The 17,335-nt window shown below is 68.8% G+C and carries 14 protein-coding genes; 11 read left to right on the forward strand and 3 right to left on the reverse strand.

Features of this window, described 5'->3' with window-relative positions:
* Positions 1-167: 167 nt before the first annotated feature.
* The 4 genes from gshA to gshB all read left to right on the forward strand — a co-directional run bounded on the left by gshA (position 168) and on the right by gshB (position 5,711).
* Positions 168-1,463, forward strand: a complete 1,296-nt coding sequence (gshA, locus tag ACK4ZD_RS10090) for a glutamate--cysteine ligase (protein WP_409661223.1) — start codon at positions 168-170, stop codon at positions 1,461-1,463.
* Positions 1,464-1,569: 106 nt separating this feature from the next.
* On the forward strand, positions 1,570-3,453 hold the full coding sequence (locus ACK4ZD_RS10095; RefSeq protein ID WP_409661226.1) for a potassium transporter Kup: 1,884 nt from the start codon (positions 1,570-1,572) through the stop codon (positions 3,451-3,453).
* Positions 3,454-3,510: 57 nt separating this feature from the next.
* On the forward strand, positions 3,511-4,695 hold the full coding sequence (locus tag ACK4ZD_RS10100) for a benzoate/H(+) symporter BenE family transporter (protein WP_409661228.1): 1,185 nt from the start codon (positions 3,511-3,513) through the stop codon (positions 4,693-4,695).
* A gap of 8 nt (positions 4,696-4,703) precedes the next feature.
* Positions 4,704-5,711 (forward strand): glutathione synthase, encoded by a 1,008-nt coding sequence (gene gshB / locus ACK4ZD_RS10105; RefSeq protein WP_409661230.1) that lies wholly within the window; start codon positions 4,704-4,706, stop codon positions 5,709-5,711.
* Here gshB and ACK4ZD_RS10110 read toward each other — a convergent pair.
* Positions 5,650-6,765: a S1C family serine protease gene (locus tag ACK4ZD_RS10110; protein WP_409661354.1), complete on the reverse strand. Its 1,116-nt coding sequence runs from the start codon at positions 6,763-6,765 to the stop codon at positions 5,650-5,652. The genes gshB and ACK4ZD_RS10110 overlap by 62 nt on opposite strands.
* A gap of 146 nt (positions 6,766-6,911) precedes the next feature.
* On the opposite strand from ACK4ZD_RS10110, the gene ACK4ZD_RS10115 reads away from it, so the two are divergent.
* On the forward strand, positions 6,912-8,789 hold the full coding sequence (locus tag ACK4ZD_RS10115) for an ATP-binding cassette domain-containing protein (RefSeq protein ID WP_409661234.1): 1,878 nt from the start codon (positions 6,912-6,914) through the stop codon (positions 8,787-8,789).
* A gap of 8 nt (positions 8,790-8,797) precedes the next feature.
* On the opposite strand, the gene ACK4ZD_RS10120 is transcribed toward ACK4ZD_RS10115, so the two are convergent.
* A complete protein-coding gene (locus tag ACK4ZD_RS10120) occupies positions 8,798-9,562 on the reverse strand; it encodes a hypothetical protein (RefSeq protein WP_409661237.1) in 765 nt (254 codons plus the stop codon).
* A gap of 162 nt (positions 9,563-9,724) precedes the next feature.
* Positions 9,725-11,152, reverse strand: coding sequence for a PLP-dependent aminotransferase family protein (locus ACK4ZD_RS10125; RefSeq protein WP_409661239.1), 1,428 nt, complete (start codon positions 11,150-11,152; stop codon positions 9,725-9,727).
* 109 nt (positions 11,153-11,261) lie between these two features.
* Between ACK4ZD_RS10125 and ACK4ZD_RS10130 the strand changes: the two genes are divergently transcribed.
* The 6 genes from ACK4ZD_RS10130 to ACK4ZD_RS10155 form a co-directional block, all read left to right on the forward strand.
* Positions 11,262-11,876, forward strand: a complete 615-nt coding sequence (locus ACK4ZD_RS10130) for a LysE family translocator (RefSeq protein WP_409661242.1) — start codon at positions 11,262-11,264, stop codon at positions 11,874-11,876.
* A 39-nt stretch (positions 11,877-11,915) separates the two neighbouring features.
* Positions 11,916-13,127, forward strand: a complete 1,212-nt coding sequence (locus ACK4ZD_RS10135; protein ID WP_409661245.1) for a PLP-dependent aminotransferase family protein — start codon at positions 11,916-11,918, stop codon at positions 13,125-13,127.
* 10 nt (positions 13,128-13,137) lie between these two features.
* Positions 13,138-13,974 (forward strand): PhzF family phenazine biosynthesis protein, encoded by an 837-nt coding sequence (locus ACK4ZD_RS10140; RefSeq protein WP_409661247.1) that lies wholly within the window; start codon positions 13,138-13,140, stop codon positions 13,972-13,974.
* 147 nt (positions 13,975-14,121) lie between these two features.
* Entirely contained in the window at positions 14,122-14,292 is a 171-nt protein-coding gene (locus ACK4ZD_RS10145; protein WP_409661249.1) for a hypothetical protein, read from the forward strand.
* 79 nt (positions 14,293-14,371) lie between these two features.
* The gene (locus tag ACK4ZD_RS10150) at positions 14,372-15,508 is read left to right on the forward strand and encodes an acyltransferase family protein (RefSeq protein ID WP_409661252.1); all 1,137 of its coding nucleotides are present in this window, start codon (positions 14,372-14,374) and stop codon (positions 15,506-15,508) included.
* A 131-nt stretch (positions 15,509-15,639) separates the two neighbouring features.
* Positions 15,640-17,335: AMP-binding protein (locus ACK4ZD_RS10155; protein ID WP_409661255.1), on the forward strand; the 1,696-nt coding region annotated here is incomplete at its 3' end.

The following is a 17,335-nucleotide window of genomic DNA, read 5'->3' on the forward strand; positions in this document are numbered from 1 at the left end:
GGGTGCGCTTGGCGCGCAGCTCAAAGCCCGTATACATCGGCGCCTCCAGACTCATCTGCTTCATGTCGCTATTGTCCCATCCCGGCAGTCTGGCAGGAAGGTTTTGCAGACCTTCCCTAGAATCCCCAGTCCGGCCCTCGGGCATCTCACGCACAGGCACCGCGCGCATGGTCCCCCATCTCATCACGGCCCTCACCGGCCCGATCAACGAGCTCGAGCAACGCATCCTGGAGTCCATGCCGGCCATCGAGCGATGGTTCCGCCTTGAGTGGATGGAGCACACGCCTCCGTTCTACACCTCGGTGGACGTGCGCAATGCCGGCTTCAAGCTGGCGCCGGTGGACACCAATCTCTTCCCGGCCGGATGGAACAACCTCACCGAGGAAATGCTGCCGCTGGCCGTGCAGGCGGCCATGGCGGCGATCGAGAAGATCTGTCCCGAGGCCAAGAACCTGCTGCTGCTGCCGGAGAAGCACACCCGCAACACGTTTTACCTGATGGCTGTGAAGCGGCTGATGCAGATCTTCACCCAGGCCGGCTTGAACGTGCGCCTGGGCACGTTGGACGAGGAGATCAAGGAGCCCACGACGCTCAACCTGCCCGACGGCAGCACCCTGACGTTGGAGCCGCTGCTGCGCACCAAGCGTCGCCTGGGCCTGAAGGACTTCGACCCCTGCACCATCCTGCTCAACAACGACCTCTCGGCCGGACTGCCGCCGGTGCTCGAAGGCCTGCACGAGCAGTACCTGCTGCCGCCGCTGCACGCGGGCTGGGCGGTGCGGCGCAAGTCCAACCACTTCAACGCCTACGAGGAAGTGGCCAAGAAGTTCGCCAAGCTGCTGGGCATGGATCCCTGGCTGATCAACCCGATGTACGCCCAGTGCGGCAAGGTCAACTTCCACGAGGGCGATGGCCTGGACTGCCTGCAAAGCCACGCCGATGCGCTGCTGGGCAAAATCCGTCGCAAGTACAAGGAGTACGGCATCCAGGAAAAGCCTTTCCTGATCGTGAAGGCCGATGCCGGCACCTATGGCATGGGTATCATGACGGTGCGCGACGCCAAGGATTTGACCGAGCTGAACCGCAAGACGCGCAACAAGATGAGCGTCATCAAGGACGGCCAGTCGGTCAGCGAAGTGCTCATCCAGGAAGGCGTGCCCACCTACGAGCGCATCAACGAGGCCGTGGCCGAGCCGGTGGTCTACATGATCGACCGCTATGTGGTGGGCGGCTTCTACCGTGTACACGCCGAACGCGGCATCGATGAGAACCTGAACTCGCCCGGGGCCAGCTTCGTCCCGCTGGCTTTTGCCGAATCGTCCCACCTGCCGCGTCCGGGCGAGAAGCCCGGCGCCAGCGCGCCCAACCGCTTCTACATGTACGGCGTGATCGCACGGCTGGCGATGCTGGCGGCGAGCTACGAGCTGGAAGCGACTGATCCGAACGCCGAGACCTACGACTGAACGCGCCTGCCGGGGCGAGTCGTTGCTGCATCGCAACAAGCCCCGGTGACGATGCGCGGGTGGCGGCGCACAATCCGCGTCCTGTCCCTGCGTCCGGCAAGCGCCTGTGTCGTCCCCTTCCTCCCCTTCTGCGCCGGTTCCGCTGGCGGCCCTGACCCTGGGCGCCATCGGCGTGGTCTATGGCGACATCGGCACCAGCCCGCTGTACGCCCTCAAGGAGGCGTTCACTCACGGGCAGCTTGCCGTCACGCCCGGCAACGTGCTGGGCATCCTCTCGCTGATGTTCTGGACGATCACCGTGATCGTCTCGCTGAAGTACGTGACGCTGATCCTGCGGGCCGACAACCATGGCGAAGGCGGCCTGGTGGCGCTGCTGGCGCTGGCCTCGCAGGCGGTGAAGGACCGGCCCGTCCTGCGCCGGCGCCTGTTGCTGCTGGGCATTTTCGGCACGGCCATCTTTTTCGGCGACGGCGTCATCACGCCGGCGATTTCGGTGCTGTCGGCCGTCGAAGGTCTGGAGGTGGTTGCCCCCGGACTGCATCCCTACGTCGTGCCGGTGACCGTGCTGGTGCTCACTGCGCTTTTCGCGGTGCAGCGGCATGGCACGGCCGCGGTGGGACGCTGGTTCGGGCCCGTCACGGTGCTGTGGTTCCTGGTGCTGGCGGGGATGGGCGTGATGCACGTGGCGGCGCATCCGAAGGTGCTCCAGGCCTTGAGCCCGCATCATGCGCTGGCCTTCGTCCTGGATCACCCCGGGGCCGCATTCGTGGCGCTGGGGGCCATCGTGCTGTGTGTCACCGGCGCCGAGGCGCTGTATGCCGACATGGGCCATTTCGGCCGGCGGCCCATCCGGCTGGCCTGGTTCGGCCTGGTGATGCCCTCGCTTGTGATCAACTACTTCGGGCAGGGGGCGCTGCTGCTCACCCAGCCCGAGCACGTGAGCAACCCCTTCTATGGCATGGCACCGCGCTGGGCCCTGCCTCCCCTGATCGTGCTGGCCACCTGTGCCACCGTCATCGCCTCGCAGGCCCTGATCTCGGCGGCCTTTTCGGTCACCAAGCAGGTGGTGCAGCTGGGCTACCTGCCACGGTTGCGCATCTTGCACACCTCGGTACGCGCGGCCGGCCAGATCTACGTGCCCGCCGTCAACTGGGGCCTGTACCTGTTCATCGTGGCAGCCGTCATCGGCTTCGGCTCCAGCAGTGCACTGGCGGCGGCTTATGGCATCGCGGTGACGATCGACATGCTCATCACCACGGTGATGACCTTCTTCGTGATCCGTTACGCTTGGCGCTATCCCTGGCTGCTGTGCGTGGGGGCCACGGCACTGTTCTTTGTGGTCGACAGCCTGTTCTTCGCGGCCACGGCGGTCAAACTGTTCGACGGCGGCTGGTTCCCGGTGGCGATCGGCCTGGCGATGTTCACGCTGATGACCACCTGGCAGCGCGGCCGCTCGCTGCTCAGCGAGCGGCTGCGGGCCGAGGCCATCGACCTGCCCGCCTTCTTGGAGGCTGTCTTCGCCAGCCCGCCCACGCGCGTGGAGGGCACGGCCGTGTTTCTCAGCGCCGAGACCGGTGTCACGCCCAATGCCCTGCTGCACAACCTCAAGCACAACAAGGTGCTGCACGACACCAACCTGTTCGTGACGGTGCGCCATCACGAGGTGCCCTGGATCGGCTTCGACCGGCGCGTGGACGTGCAGCCGCTGGGGCACAACTGCTGGCAGGTGGTGCTGCACTTCGGCTTCAAGAACGACCCGGACGTGCCCGAGGCGCTGGAGCTGCTCAAGCCGCGCGGCGTGCAGCTCGACGAGATGAACACGAGCTACTTCTTGTCGCGCGAAATCGTCGTGCCTTCGCTGAGCTCGGGCATGGCCGGCTGGCGCGACAAGCTTTTTGCCAGCCTGCACCGCAACGCCTCGGCCGCGGCCGACTTCCTGCATCTGCCGGCCAATCGCGTCGTCGAGCTGGGAGCCAAGGTGGCGCTGTGACGATGTACGGCTGCGAGGTTAGGCTTGCGGCTTTCGTCGCCGCAAACCCAGCGTCCCATGCAAGTTCTGAAAGATCTTTCCCTGTCGGCCATGGTGGCCGGTTTCGTCGCGGTGCTGGTGGGGTTCACCAGTTCGGTGGCCCTGGTGTTCCAGGCCGCTTCGGCGCTGGGCGCCACACCGGCGCAGACCACCTCCTGGATCTGGGCCTTGGGTCTGGGCATGGGCGCCACCAGCATCGTGCTGTCGTTGCGCTTTCGCCAGCCGGTGCTCACGGCCTGGTCCACGCCGGGCGCGGCCGTGCTGGCCACGGCGGCCACCACCAACGGCGTGGGCATGGCCGAGGCCACCGGGGCCTTCATCGCCTGTGCGCTGCTGATCACGCTGTGCGGTGTCACGGGCCTGTTCGCGCGGGTGATGAACCGCATCCCCGGGGCGATCGCCTCGGCCCTGCTGGCCGGGGTGCTGGCGCGCTTTGGCATGGAGGCCTTCCTGGCGCTGCAGTCGCAGCTCGGCCTGGTGCTGGCCATGCTCGTGGCCTACCTGGTCGGTCGGCGTGGGTGGCCGCGCTATGCGGTGCCCGGCGTGCTGGCCGTGGGCATCGTGGGGGCGTCGGCGTTGGGCGAGCTGCGCTGGTCGGCGGTGCAGTGGTCGCTGGCCTGGCCGGTTTGGACCACGCCGCAGTTCACGCTCGCAAGCTTCATTGGCGTGGCCCTGCCGCTGTTCGTGGTGACCATGGCCTCGCAGAACCTGCCCGGGGTGGCGGCTCTGCGCGCGGCGGGCTATGACACGCCGGTCTCGCCGCTGATCACCTGGACGGGTCTGGCCACGCTGGTGCTCGCGCCCTTCGGGGCCTATGCGCTGAATCTGGCGGCCATCACTGCGGCGATCTGCATGAGCCCGCAGGCCCATGCCGACCCGCGCCGCCGCTACATGGCCGCGGTGGCGGCCGGGGTGTTCTACCTCCTGGTGGGCCTGGTCGGCGGCGCGGTGGTCGGGCTGCTGGCGGCCTTTCCGAAGGAGCTCGTGCTGGCCGTGGCCGGCTTGGCCCTGCTGGGCACCATCGGCACGGGACTGGCAGCGGCCCTGAAGGACGAGCCCCACCGCGAGGCCGCGCTGATCACGTTCTTGGTCACCCTGTCGGGCCTGACGTTATGGGGTGTGGGCTCTGCCTTCTGGGGCGTGGTGGCCGGCACGCTGGCGCTGATGGTGCAACACTACCGGGCTGGCACCACCCGATCCTGACGCTTGCGATGAACCTGCTCTTCGTTGCCGACCCGCTCGACCAGTTCAAGACCTACAAGGACAGCACCTACGCGATGATGCGCGAGGCGGCCTCGCGCGGGCACCGGCTGGCGGCTTGCGAGCCGCGGCACCTGGCCTGGCGCAGCGGCGGCCGTGTGACGGCGCTGGCGCGTGAGCTGCGCCTGACGGGCCAGGTGGGCGATGCCGGCACGCCCTGGTACGAGGCGCAGCCTGCCACCCCCAGGGCCCTGGCCGAGTTCGATGCCGTGCTCATGCGCAAAGACCCGCCTTTCGACGGCGAGTACTTCTATGCGACCCATCTGCTCGAGCAGGCCGAGCGCGAGGGCGCCCGGGTCTTCAACAGCCCGCGCTCGCTGCGCGACCACCCCGAGAAGCTGGCGGTGATGGAGTTCGCGCAGTTCGTCACGCCCACGCTGGTGACGCGAGACGCCGAGGACATCCGCCGCTTCCATGCCGAGCACCGAGAGATCATCCTCAAGCCCCTGGACGGCATGGGCGGCATGGGGATCTTCCGCGTCGGACCCGACGGCCTGAACCTGGGCAGCATCACCGAGACGCTGAACGCCCACGGCCAGCGCACGGTGATGGTCCAGCGCTTCATCCCCGAGATCGCGGCCGGCGACAAGCGCGTGCTGATCATCGATGGCGAGCCCGTACCCTACGTGCTGGCACGCATCCCCCAGGGCAGCGAGATCCGCGGCAACCTCGCCGCTGGCGGCAAGGGCGTGGCCCAGCCGCTGAACGAACGCGATCGCGAGATTGCCACCGAGATCGGCCGCATCCTGGCTCCTCGCGGCCTGCTGCTCATCGGCCTGGACATCATCGGCGACCGAGTCACCGAGATCAACGTGACCAGCCCGACCTGCTTCCAGGAAATCCAGCAGCAGACAGGGTTCGACGTGGCCCAGGTGTTCGTGGATGCGCTCGAGCGCGTCATGAACCCAACCCGAGACGAACCTGCGCCTCGCGTTCCTGACCGGCCCGCCAAAGCTTGAGGGTGACGGTGTCTCCTACTTGGTGGCGTTCCAAGGCTTCGAGCAACCGATCCAGCGTGGGTGTGGCTTGCCCATCGAGCGCGAGGATCACGTCGCCGGCGAGCAAGCTGCCATCGGGGGCCCGCAAAAAGGGTCGCACGCCGGCCTGAGCGGCAGGACCATCCTGGCTGACGTCGACCACGACCACGCCATCGGGAAGGCCCAGCGCTTGGCCGAACCGAGGGGGGGCGGCGGCAATGCCCAAGGTCGGCCGGATGAAGCGCCCGTCGCGGATCAAACGGGGCACGACGCGGTTGACCTCGTCTACGGGGATGGCGAAACCGATGCCCGCGCTCGCCCCGGACGGACTGTAGATGGCCGTGTTCACGCCAATCAGCCGACCGGCCGAGTCCAGCAGCGGGCCGCCGGAGTTGCCCGGATTGATGGCCGCATCGGTCTGGATCACGCCTCGGATGGGCCGGCGCGTGACCGATTCGATCTCGCGATTGAGCGCGCTGACGATCCCTGTGGTCAAGGTTTGGTCCAGCCCGAAGGGGTTGCCAATGGCATACACCTTTTGCCCCACTTGCAGGCCCGCACTGTCACCGACCGGGATGGGACGCAGCTTCTCGCGGGGTGCGTCGATGCGCAGCACCGCCAGGTCGCGGTCAGGGAAGGCCCCCACCAGGACGGCCGGATAGCTGCTCTGGTCGGCCAGCGTCACGCGCGCGGCATTGCCTTCTTGGATCACGTGAAAGTTCGTGACCACGTGGCCGCGTTCGTCCCAGATGAAGCCCGTGCCGGTGCCGCGCGGGATCTGCAATGCATCCAGCGAGAACAGGCTGGTGGCCGTCTGCAGCGTGGTGATGTGCACCACCGAGGGCGAGACGGCCTGGAAGACCTCGATGTTGTTGCGCTCGTCGGCGGCCAGATCACCCCGGGCCATGACGGCGCGAGGCTCGGCCGTGGCCGACGGGGCAGGGGAGGGCGGGCGCATGGTCCACCACCAAGCCAGGCCGGCGGCGATCAACACAAGAAAGATGGCAGGGGTGGCTCTGCCACGCAGGCGGCGCATCATGATCATGTCCCTAGACTCTCGTTCGATGTTCATGCGGGAGCCATTGTGATCGGAAACGGCGGGCAAGGGTCGCAAGCTCGTTCCCGTTGCAGCGGGGGCGCGCGCCCGCGGCACGCTTGCAGTGCCGATAATGTGCGCACATCATGGCTTTGATCACCCTTTCCAATGCCCACCTGGCCTTTGGCCATGTGGCCCTGCTCGATGGCGCCTCGCTGTCTGTCGAATCTGACGAACGCATCGGCCTGATCGGCCGCAACGGCACCGGCAAGTCCTCGCTGCTCAAGATCCTGGCCGGGCAGGAAAAGCCCGACGATGGCCTGCTGCAGGTGCAGCAGGGGCTGCGCATCGCCTATGTGGCGCAGGAGCCGGTGTTCGCGACGGGGATCTCTGTCTTCGAGGCGGTCAGCGAAGGGCTCGCCGAGGTCCGTGCCCTGCGTGAGCGCTACGAGGCCCATGCGCCAGGCGAGGATCTGGATGCCTTGCAGACGTGCATCGAAGCCCTGGACGGCTGGACCTGGGAGCAGCGGGTCGACGAAACACTGCACCGGCTGCGGCTGGCGCCCGACGCCCTCATCGACAGCCTGTCCGGCGGCAACCGCAAGCGCGTGGCGCTGGCGCGAGCCCTGGTGGCCCAGCCGGATGTGCTGCTGCTGGACGAGCCCACCAACCACCTCGATCTCGATGCCATCGCCTGGCTGGAAGACTTGCTGCGCGCCTTCCGTGGTGCGGTGGTGCTGATCACGCATGACCGCGCCTTCCTCGATGGCGTGGCCACGCGCATCGTCGAGCTCGACCGCGGCGTGCTGCGCAGTTACCCCGGCCACTTCAGCGCCTACGAGCAACTCAAGGCCCGGCAACTGGCCGACGAGGCGCTGGCCAACGCCCGCGCCGACAAGCTGCTGGCCCAAGAGGAGGTGTGGATCCGCAAAGGCGTGGAAGCCCGCCGCACGCGCAGCGTGGCCCGCATCGCGCGGCTGGAGCGCCTGCGCGAGCAGCGCGCGCTGCGCCGTGACGCCGTGGGCCGCGTGCGCCTGGATGTGGACGCTGGCGAGCGCAGCGGCAAGCTGGTGGCCGAACTGCAGCACGTGAGCAAGGCCTATGGCGGGCGGCCCATCGTGCGCGACTTTTCGGCCACCCTCCTGCGCGGCGACAAGATCGGCCTGATCGGCCCCAACGGCGCGGGCAAGACCACGCTGCTCAAGCTCATCCTGGGCGAGATTGCGCCCGATGCCGGCACGGTGCGCCTGGGCACCCGGCTGCAGGTGGCCTACTTCGACCAGATGCGCGAAGCGCTCGACCTAGAGCGCAGCCTGGCCGACACCATCAGCCCGGGCAGTGAGTGGATCGAGATCGGCAACGCGCGCAAGCATGTGATGAGCTACCTGGGCGATTTCCTCTTCGCACCCGAACGCGCGCACTCGCCGGTGAAGTCGCTTTCGGGTGGCGAGCGCAACCGCCTGTTGCTGGCGCGCCTGTTCGCACGGCCGGCCAACGTGCTGGTGTTGGACGAACCCACCAACGACCTCGACATCGACACGCTGGAACTGCTGGAAGAACTGCTGCAAGACTACGACGGCACCGTCTTCTTGGTGAGCCACGACCGGCGCTTCCTCGACAACGTGGTGACCAGCACCATCGCCTGGGAGGGCGACGAGTCGCCGGGTCAATGGCGCGAGTACGAGGGCGGCTACGAGGACTGGGTGCAACAGAGTGCACGCCGGCGGGCCCTCCAGGCCCCGCCGCCAGCGTCCGCCCCGAAGCCCGCGCCCGCGCCGGCCCCCGCGCAGGCGCTCAGGCCTGCGCGCAAGCTCTCGTACAAGGAGCAGCGCGAGCTCGACGAGCTGCCCGCGCGCATCGAGGCGCTGGAGGCCGAGCAGAAGGCGCTGGGCGAGTTGCTGGCCAGCTCGGCGCTCTACACCGAGGCCCCGCAGCGCGTGGCCGAGGTCCAGGCGCGTTACGACCAGATCGAAGGCCTGCTGATGGAAGCGCTCGAGCGCTGGGAGGCACTGAGTTCGCGCTAGCCGGCGCGCTACCCGTCGCGGCGCCGCAGCCCCAGCCCGGCCAACCAGGAATCGCTCAGACGCGGGGCAGTGCGGCTCACGATGAGCCCGGACTGGAGGTACAGCGCGTTGAGCAGCCGGGCCACCGCCTCGGGGCGCAGCCCGCTGAGGTCGACGATGTCGCGCACGGACAGGGGCTGGTCGCGCATGCGGCGGATCACCGCGCGGTGCACCCCGTCGACCGGCAGGCTGCGCAGGTCCAGGCCCGGGGTGGTGCGGTAGCAGGCGCTGCCGGCGATCTCGGGGAGCAGTTCGGTGCGGCTGCCGTGCAGCGCCAGCATCCACAGCAGCGGGCCGATGGGATGGTAGTGATCGTAGGCCCCGATGAGCCGTGGCTCGTCGTGGCCCGGCGGCTGGAGGATGGCCGGCTCCACGCGCATCACGCGCAGCAGGGCCAGACGCTGCATCAAATAGACCTGCGGATCGGCCGGGCAGTGGTACAGGCGCTGGTGGGGAAACACGGTCACTGGCACCACCACGCCGCCGGCCTGCAGGTGCACGATGACCTGCTGCGCGTGGCGCAGGCAGGCCGCCAGCACCTCCAGCGCCTCGGTGCCGTTGGCGCGGTGTTCGAAGCGCTCCAGGTCGGCCAGCAGCGAGGGGCTGAGCGAGGCCAGCCGCGAGCGGTCGGTGCCGGCCAGCGGGGGCAGCTTGTCCAGCTCGTCGAGATAGCGCTGGAAGGCGCTGGCGCGCATCAGCTCCGGCTCTCCGAGCGGTAGGGTCGATTCGTCCATCAGCAGCAAGGCCGCCCGGTGCCATGCCGGGCAGCTGGTATCGATGCAGGCCGCGCCAGCGTGCTCGGCACACTGGCAAGACCGCCCTTGCAATGTACTGCAGGCCCGTGTCCGTTTTCCACCCTCTGGAGGGGGGAGAACTGGACAGGCACCGGACCGCGCTCACAAGCTGTCGCGGGCCCGTGTGAAGTCTTCCCAGACGCTCGCGTCCTGGGTGGTGGCGAAGTTGATCCGCATGAAGGTGCTGGGCCGGCGCACGGCATGGAAGAGCGAGCCCGGCGCCAGCAGATAGCCTTCGTCCATCATGCGCTGGGCCAGGCGATCGGTGTCCACGCCGGTGTCCACCCAGCCGAACAGGCCCTGGGGCTCGGCGACGAAGCGGCAGCCGGCGGCCAGCGCGAGCTGCACGCTGCGCGAACGTGCCGCATCCAGACGCTCGCGCACGCGCTCGGCGTGGCGGCGGATCTGGCCTTGCTCCAGGCAATGCGCCAGGGCTTGTTCCAGAATCGACGGGGTGGTCAGCGTGGTGAGCAGCTTGGTGTCGATGAAGCGCTCGACCATCTCGGGTGCGGCCACCAAGTAACCCACCCGCCAGTTGGGCGCCAGGATCTTGGCAAAGCCGCTCACATAGAGCGTGCGCCGCAGGCCGTCCAGGGCTGTCAGGCGCGTGGCATGCGCCGGGGCGAGGTCGCCGTAGGTGTCGTCCTCCACCACGTGGAAGCCGAACCGCTCGGCCAGGCCCAGCAGACGGTGAGCGCCATGGGGCGAGAGGTTGCCGCTCGTGGGGTTGTGCAGCACGCTCACGGTGATGAACAGCTTGGGCGCATGCTCGCGGCCATAGGCCTCCATCACGGCGAGGTCGGGCCCTTCGGGGCGGCGCGGCACCGGCAGGATGCGCATGCCCATCTGCGAGAGCCGGCCGAACTCCACGGCCCAGCCGGGTTCGTCGACCATCACGGCATCTCCGGGCCGCAGCAAGGTGCGGCAGACGATGTCCAGCGCGTGCGTGGCGCCCACGGTGGTGACGATCTGGCCCGCATCGGCGCGGATGTCCAGGTCGGCCAACTTGTGCGACAGCGCACGGCGCAGCAAGGCGTCCCCCGCGGGTTCGCCGTACTGCAGCGACAGGGCGTGCAGGCTGGCCGTGGAAGTGACCCGACGGACCGCTGCGCCCAGGAAGGGGGTTTCCAGCCAGGACTGTGGCAGCACGCCCAGGCCAGGGTCGTTGCGCGCGGGGCCGTCGCGGCGCGGCATGCGCTGCAACATGCCGCGGATCAGCGTGGCCGCGTCGATGGGGGCGCTGCTGCGGCCGGGGCCGGGCGGTGGGGCCGCGGGATGGCGAGCGCGCGCCGGCTCGGGCCGGGGCTCGCGCACGAAATAGCCCCGGTGACGCCGCGCCTCGATCAGACCCTGAGCCTGGAGCTGGTCATAGGCGGCCACCACGGTGTAGGGGCTGACCTCATGCCGGCGCGCGCACTCGCGCACCGAGGGCAGGCGGCTGCCAGGAGGCAGCAGGCGGCTGCGGATGCGCTCGGCAAAGCGGCTGGCGAGCTGCTCAGTGAGCGTTTGGTCGGACGAGCGGCTGAGCATGGTGCAGGGCCGGTGGGCGACTGTGCTGGCCTTCAGACCAATACAGTGTGGGCTGTACACAGGCAAACTGTATTGGTGGTGTATTGGTGCTCAGCATAGACTGGCTGGCATGTCGATGCAAGAGTTCCTCGCCCTGCTGGTGCTGGCCACGACCATGAGCTTCACGCCGGGGCCCAACACCACGCTGTCCACGGCGCTGGCGGCCAACCGGGGGCTGCGCGGGGCCTTGCACTTCTGCTTGGCCGTGCCGGCGGGCTGGACCCTGCTGATGCTGGCCTGCGGCCTGGGCCTGGGGGCGGCGGTGGTGGCCGTGCCGGCCTTGCACTGGGCCGTCACGGCCGTGGGGGTGGCCTACATGGTGTGGCTCGCGTGGCAGATCGCGCGGGTCCGCCAGCTCGGGCACGCCGATCGCTCCCGCCTGGACGTGAGCTTCCTGCAGGGTGTGGCGCTGCAGTTTGTCAACATCAAGGCCTGGATGCTGGCCATGGCGCTCACGGCCGGCTGGGTGACGAGCAGCGGCGGCGCCCCCGCCCCCAACCCGGGCGAGCGTCTGGCGATCGTGCTGGCGGTGATGGCCGTCTATGCCTTCGTCAGCAACCTCACCTACGCCCTGGTGGGCGCGAGCCTGCGCGGTTGGCTGGCGCAGGGGCAGCGCCTGCTGTGGTTCAACCGCACGATGGCGGCCGTGCTGGTGGCCACCGCCTTGTGGATGCTCGGACTTTGAACACCGAGCCCCCCCGACCCTGTCCCCGAGGAGCTCTGCATGACCTTCGCCTGGCAACTGGCTCGACGCGCCGACCGCATGAACCCGTCCATCATCCGCGAGATCCTCAAGGTCACCGAGCGGCCGGGCATCCTCTCGCTGGCCGGCGGCCTGCCCTCGCCCGACACCTTCCCGGCCGAGGCCATGCGCGTGGCGGCCGACAAGGTGCTGCGCGAAGCCCCGCGTGAGGCGCTGCAATACGCGGCCAGCGAAGGCTACGCCCCCTTGCGTGAGTGGGTGGCCGAACACCTGGGCCGCCAGGGCATGGTCGTGTCCCCCGCCCAGGTGCTGATCACCACCGGCTCCCAGCAGGGGCTGGACCTGTGTGGCCGTGTGCTGCTCGATGCCGGCAGCCGCGTGCTGGTCGAGACGCCCACCTACCTGGGCGCGCTGCAGGCCTTTGCCCCCAACGAGCCGCAGGTGGACGAAGTGGCCAGCGACGACGACGGCCCGGTGCCCGAAGCCTTGGCCGAGGCCGCCACGCGAGGCGGCGACCGGGCGCGCTTCCTCTACGTGCTGCCCAACTTCCAGAACCCCAGCGGCCGCTGCATGAGCGAGGCCCGTCGAGCCGCCCTGGTGGACGCCGCCCAGGCCGCCGGCCTGCCGCTGCTGGAAGACAACCCCTACGGCGACCTGTGGTTCGACACACCGCCGGCGCCCACGCTGGCCTCGCGCTGGGCCGAGGGCACGATCTACCTGGGCAGCTTCTCGAAGGTGCTCGCGCCGGGCCTGCGCCTGGGCTACGTCGTGGCGCCGAGCGCGCTATACCCCAAGCTGCTGCAGGCCAAGCAGGCGGCCGACCTGCACACGCCGGTGTTCAACCAGCGCCTGGTGCACGAGGTGATCCGCGACGGTTTCCTCGACACCCACGTGCCCACCATCCGTGCGCGGTATGCCGCGCAGCGCGATGCGATGGAAGCCGCGCTGCGCCGCCACCTGCCCGCGGGTTGCCGCTGGATCACGCCGCAAGGCGGCATGTTCTTCTGGCTTACGCTGCCGAGCGAGGTCGACGCCATGGCCCTGCTGCCGCTGGCGGTGCAGGCCGGTGTGGCCTTCGTGCCCGGCGCGGCCTTTTATGCGCGCACCCCGCAAGCCAACACCTTGCGCCTGTCCTTTGTCACACTGGCACCCGAGCAGATCGAGCGCGCGGTCGCCCTGCTGGGCGGTGTGCTGAAGGACGTGCTGGCGCGCACACCCGTCCTCACGCCTTGAGCCGAACTCCATGAGCGTCCATCCCTACCGCACCGTCGATGTCTTCACTACCGAGCCCCTGCGCGGCAACCCGCTGGCCGTCGTCTTCGACGCCGAAGGTCTGAGCGACGCGCAGATGCAGGACATCGCGCGCTGGATCAACCTGTCGGAAACGACCTTCCTGCTGCCGCCCACCGAACCCGGGGCCGACTACCGCGTGCGCATCTTCACCCCGGGCGGCGAGCTGCCCTTTGCCGGCCACCCCACGCTGGGCACCTGCCATGCCTGGCTGGAGGCCGGCGGGCGGCCGCAGCACGACAGTGAGGTGGTGCAGCAATGCGGCGTCGGCCTGGTGCGCATCCGCCGCAGCGGCACCCGCCCGGCCTTCGTGGCCCCGCCGATGCGCGCCAGCGATGTCAGCCCATCGATGCAGCGCGAGATCCTCGCGGCCCTGGGCCTGCAGCCCGAGCAGGTGCTGGCGATCAAGATGCTCGTCAACGGCCCTCACTGGCTGAGCCTGCTGCTCGACAGCGCCCAGACCGTGCTGTCGCTGGAGCCCGATCACCGCGCCCTGGCCCCGCTGGCCAAGGTCGGGGTCATCGGGGCGCACGCCGCCGGCGGTGACGCGCAGTTCGAGGTGCGTGGCTTCGTCAGCCATGCCGGCGTGCCCGAGGATCCGGTCACCGGCAGCCTCAATGCCGCGCTGGCGCAATGGCTCATCGCCGACGGCCGTGCGCCGCGCCGCTACGTGGCCGCGCAGGGCACGCGCCTGGGGCGGGCCGGTCGCGTCTTCATCGAGGCCAATGACGACCATGTCTGGGTCGGCGGCGATACCATCACCTGCATCCGAGGCGAACTGCACCTGTGAATGCCTGCGTCGGCCGCCTCGTGGTGGCCGCGGCCCGCCTGGAGCAGGGTGTGGCCTGGTGCGTGGCCTCCCTGGGCCTGGGCTGCGGCGAGGTGCTGGCGGCCGAGCGACCCACGCCCCGGGGGCCTGCTGCGCTGGCGCATCACCGTGCGCCCCGACGGCCAGCGCTTGGTGCGCGGCGCCTTGCCCACGCTGATCCAGTGGGGCGCGACGCATCCGGCTGATCATCTGCCCGACAGCGCAGGTGATGTGCTCACGAAGAAGAGCGCCACGACCCGCAGGGTCGTGCTCGGCCTGGCCGAGCCTGCAATCCCCTGATCGAGGGTCAACCGGCAGCCGGCGCGGGCGTTGAGCCGCTCACGGACAGGGGCGCACGGCGCCGGCGCTCGGAGGGGCAGTGGAAATCGCAAGGCAGACGGCCGGGGGGCAGCATCGGATCGCGGGCGCGACGCGACCGCGCTCGGCCCTGATCGATGTGGGCAAGGGCTTGGGCATCTTGCTGGTGGTGCTGGGCCACAACCCCTGGTTTGGCGACCATCTGCCGTGGCTGGACGAACTCATCGGCACCTTCCGTCTGCCGCTGTTCTTCTTCTTGGCCGGCGTGACGTTCCCTGCCGGCCGCGGCGTGGCCGAGACGGCCCGGCGGCGGGCGGATGCCTTGCTCAAGCCTTATGCCGTGGTGGTGCTTGCTTACGCACTCACGCATGCCGGGCGGCCGGACATCACGGTCGAGTCCACGCTGTTGGCCTTGGTCTATGCCACCGGCTTCACCCTCGTGTGGGTGCCCATGTGGTTCCTGCCCCATCTGTGGTTGATCAGCGTGGGGGCGGCCGCCTACCTGAGGTGGCTGAGCCCGTGGCTGCGGTCGGCCGGGGCGAGGGCGGCCGTTCTGGCGGTGATGGCGGCGGCCGGTGCGGCCGTGATCCGCCGCTTCCACAACCCGGTGGACGATGCTGCCTGCATGCACCATGTCCGCTTCAGTGCGGATCTGCTGGCTTGCGGCCTGCCGTTCAGTGCCGATGTGGCGTTGCTGTCGGGCTTCTTCTTCCTGGCGGGGCACCATCTGAAGTCCGGGGTATGGCGGTTCAAGCTCACGCCCTGGCGGCTGGCGATGGCCGCCCTGGTGTTCACCACCCTGTGGTTCGGTTTCCACCAGACCCTCAACTTCAACTTCCGCAGCTACGGGCATGGACTGATCACTCCGGTGCAGGCGCTGGCGGCGATCTACCTCGTGCTGGCGCTGTGCCAGGCGATGGCCCGCTGGGAATGGCTGCGCCGGCTGCTCGCCCACGCCGGCCGCAGCAGCTTGTTCATCCTGATGTTCCACTCCCCCGTGCAGTCCAAGGTTCTGGGCTGGCTGCTGCGCTGGCACCTGCCCGGGGCCTTGTCCATGGTGCTGGCCTTCGCGGCGGCGGTGGGGGCCAGCATCGCGCTGTGGGAACTCGTTCGCCGGCAGCCGGTGCTGTCGCGTCTGCTGTTGCCTTCGCCCCACGCGAGCCCCCCACCTTCCTGGGGCGCCCGCACCCAGCCCTGATCCCGACGGGGCGCAGCGCTTGATCTGCGTCTAGGGAAAACCTGCGCACGATCGGTGCGCAGATCGCGCCAGACTACGCCGTCCCGCGAACGGTTCGCGGAATTGGACGCCTGTGCATGAATCTCAATGACATGAGTGCCGCCTCGACCCCCGCTGCCCGCCCCTGGCTGGCCCAGTATGGCGAACACATCCCCCGCACCCTGCCGCCGCCCGCGCATCGGCACCTTGCGTCCCTGATCGGCGCGGCCTGCCGGCGTTACCGCGACCAGGTGGCCTTCACCACCTGCATGCCCAACGGCATGCATGCCTCGCTCACCTATGCCCAGATCGAGGCCCTGTCCGACCAGTTCGCGGTTTACCTGCGCGAGGTGCTGGGCCTGGCCGCCGGCGCGCGCGTGGCCCTGCAAACGCCCAACTGCCTGGCCTATCCGGTGGTGGCCTTCGGGGTGTTCAAGGCGGGCTGCGTGCTGGTGAACACCAATCCGCTGTACACGTCCAAGGAGATGGCGCACCAGTTCAAGGATGCGGGCGCCGAGGCGCTGGTCATCGTGGACATGTTCGCCGACAAGCTCGATGCCATCCTCGCCGAAACGAAGATCAAGCGCGTCATCGTGGCCGAGGTCTCGCAGTTCTTTTCCACGATCCCGCGCGGCGTGATTCGCCTGGTGCAGAGGTGGTGGAACCGCACGCTGCCGCCGATTACCGTCGATCACATCCGACTGTCCCAGGCCCTGACCGAAGGGCGTGCGGCACTCCAGTCCAAAGGCATCCGCGTGGCCGACTACACCCGCGAGCAAGGCCCCGAGACCCTGGCCGCACTGCAATACACCGGCGGCACCACCGGCGTGGCCAAGGGCGCGATGCTCACCCACGGCAATCTGCTGGCCAACCACGACCAAGCCTATGCCATGGGCCGCGCGCTCATTCACGAGGGCAAAGAGGTGGTGCTCACGGCCTTGCCGCTCTACCACATCTTCGCCTTCACCTTCAATCTGCTGTGCTTCTTTTCGGCCGGGGCACGCAACGTGCTTTCACCCAACCCCCGCCCCATCGGCAACCTGCAGCGCGCCTTCGACAACTACCCCATCACTTGGATGAGTGGCGTCAACACGCTCTACAACGCCTTGCTCAACGAGGAATGGTTCACGGCCTTCCCGCCCAAGCACCTGCGTGCAGGGGTGGCCGGCGGTGCGGCCTTGCAACATGCGGTGGCCGAGCGCTGGCGCCGCGTCACCGGCACCGTCATCGCCGAGGGCTATGGCCTGACCGAGACCTCGCCGGTGGTGACCTTCAACCCGATCACCGGTCAGCAAAAACCCGACTCCATCGGCATTCCGGTGCCGGCCACCGAGGTGCGTCTGGTCGATGAGCAGGGCCGCGACGTGCCGAAGGGCGTGCCAGGCGAGCTGCTCGTGCGCGGTCCACAGGTCATGCAAGGCTACTGGCAGCGACCCGAGGACACCGCCCAGGTGCTCCAGGATGGCTGGCTGCGCACCGGCGACATCGCGGTCATGGACGAGGAGGGCTACTTCCGCATCGTCGATCGCAAGAAAGACATGATTCTGGTCAGCGGTTTCAACGTCTACCCCAACGAGGTGGAGGATGCCATCGCGCAGATGGACGAGGTGCTCGAAGTGGCCGTGATCGGCGTCCCCGACGCCAAGACCGGCGAGGCCGTGCGCGCCTACATCGTGCCGCAGGTCGACGGCCTGACCGAGGCGCAGGTGAGGGCGCACTGCAAGCGTCTGCTCACCGACTACAAGCTGCCCAAGACCGTGGAATTCCGCACCGAATTGCCCAAGTCCCCCATCGGCAAGATCCTGCGCA

Source organism: Caldimonas sp. (genome assembly GCF_046291045.1).
Lineage (GTDB): Bacteria > Pseudomonadota > Gammaproteobacteria > Burkholderiales > Burkholderiaceae_C > Caldimonas.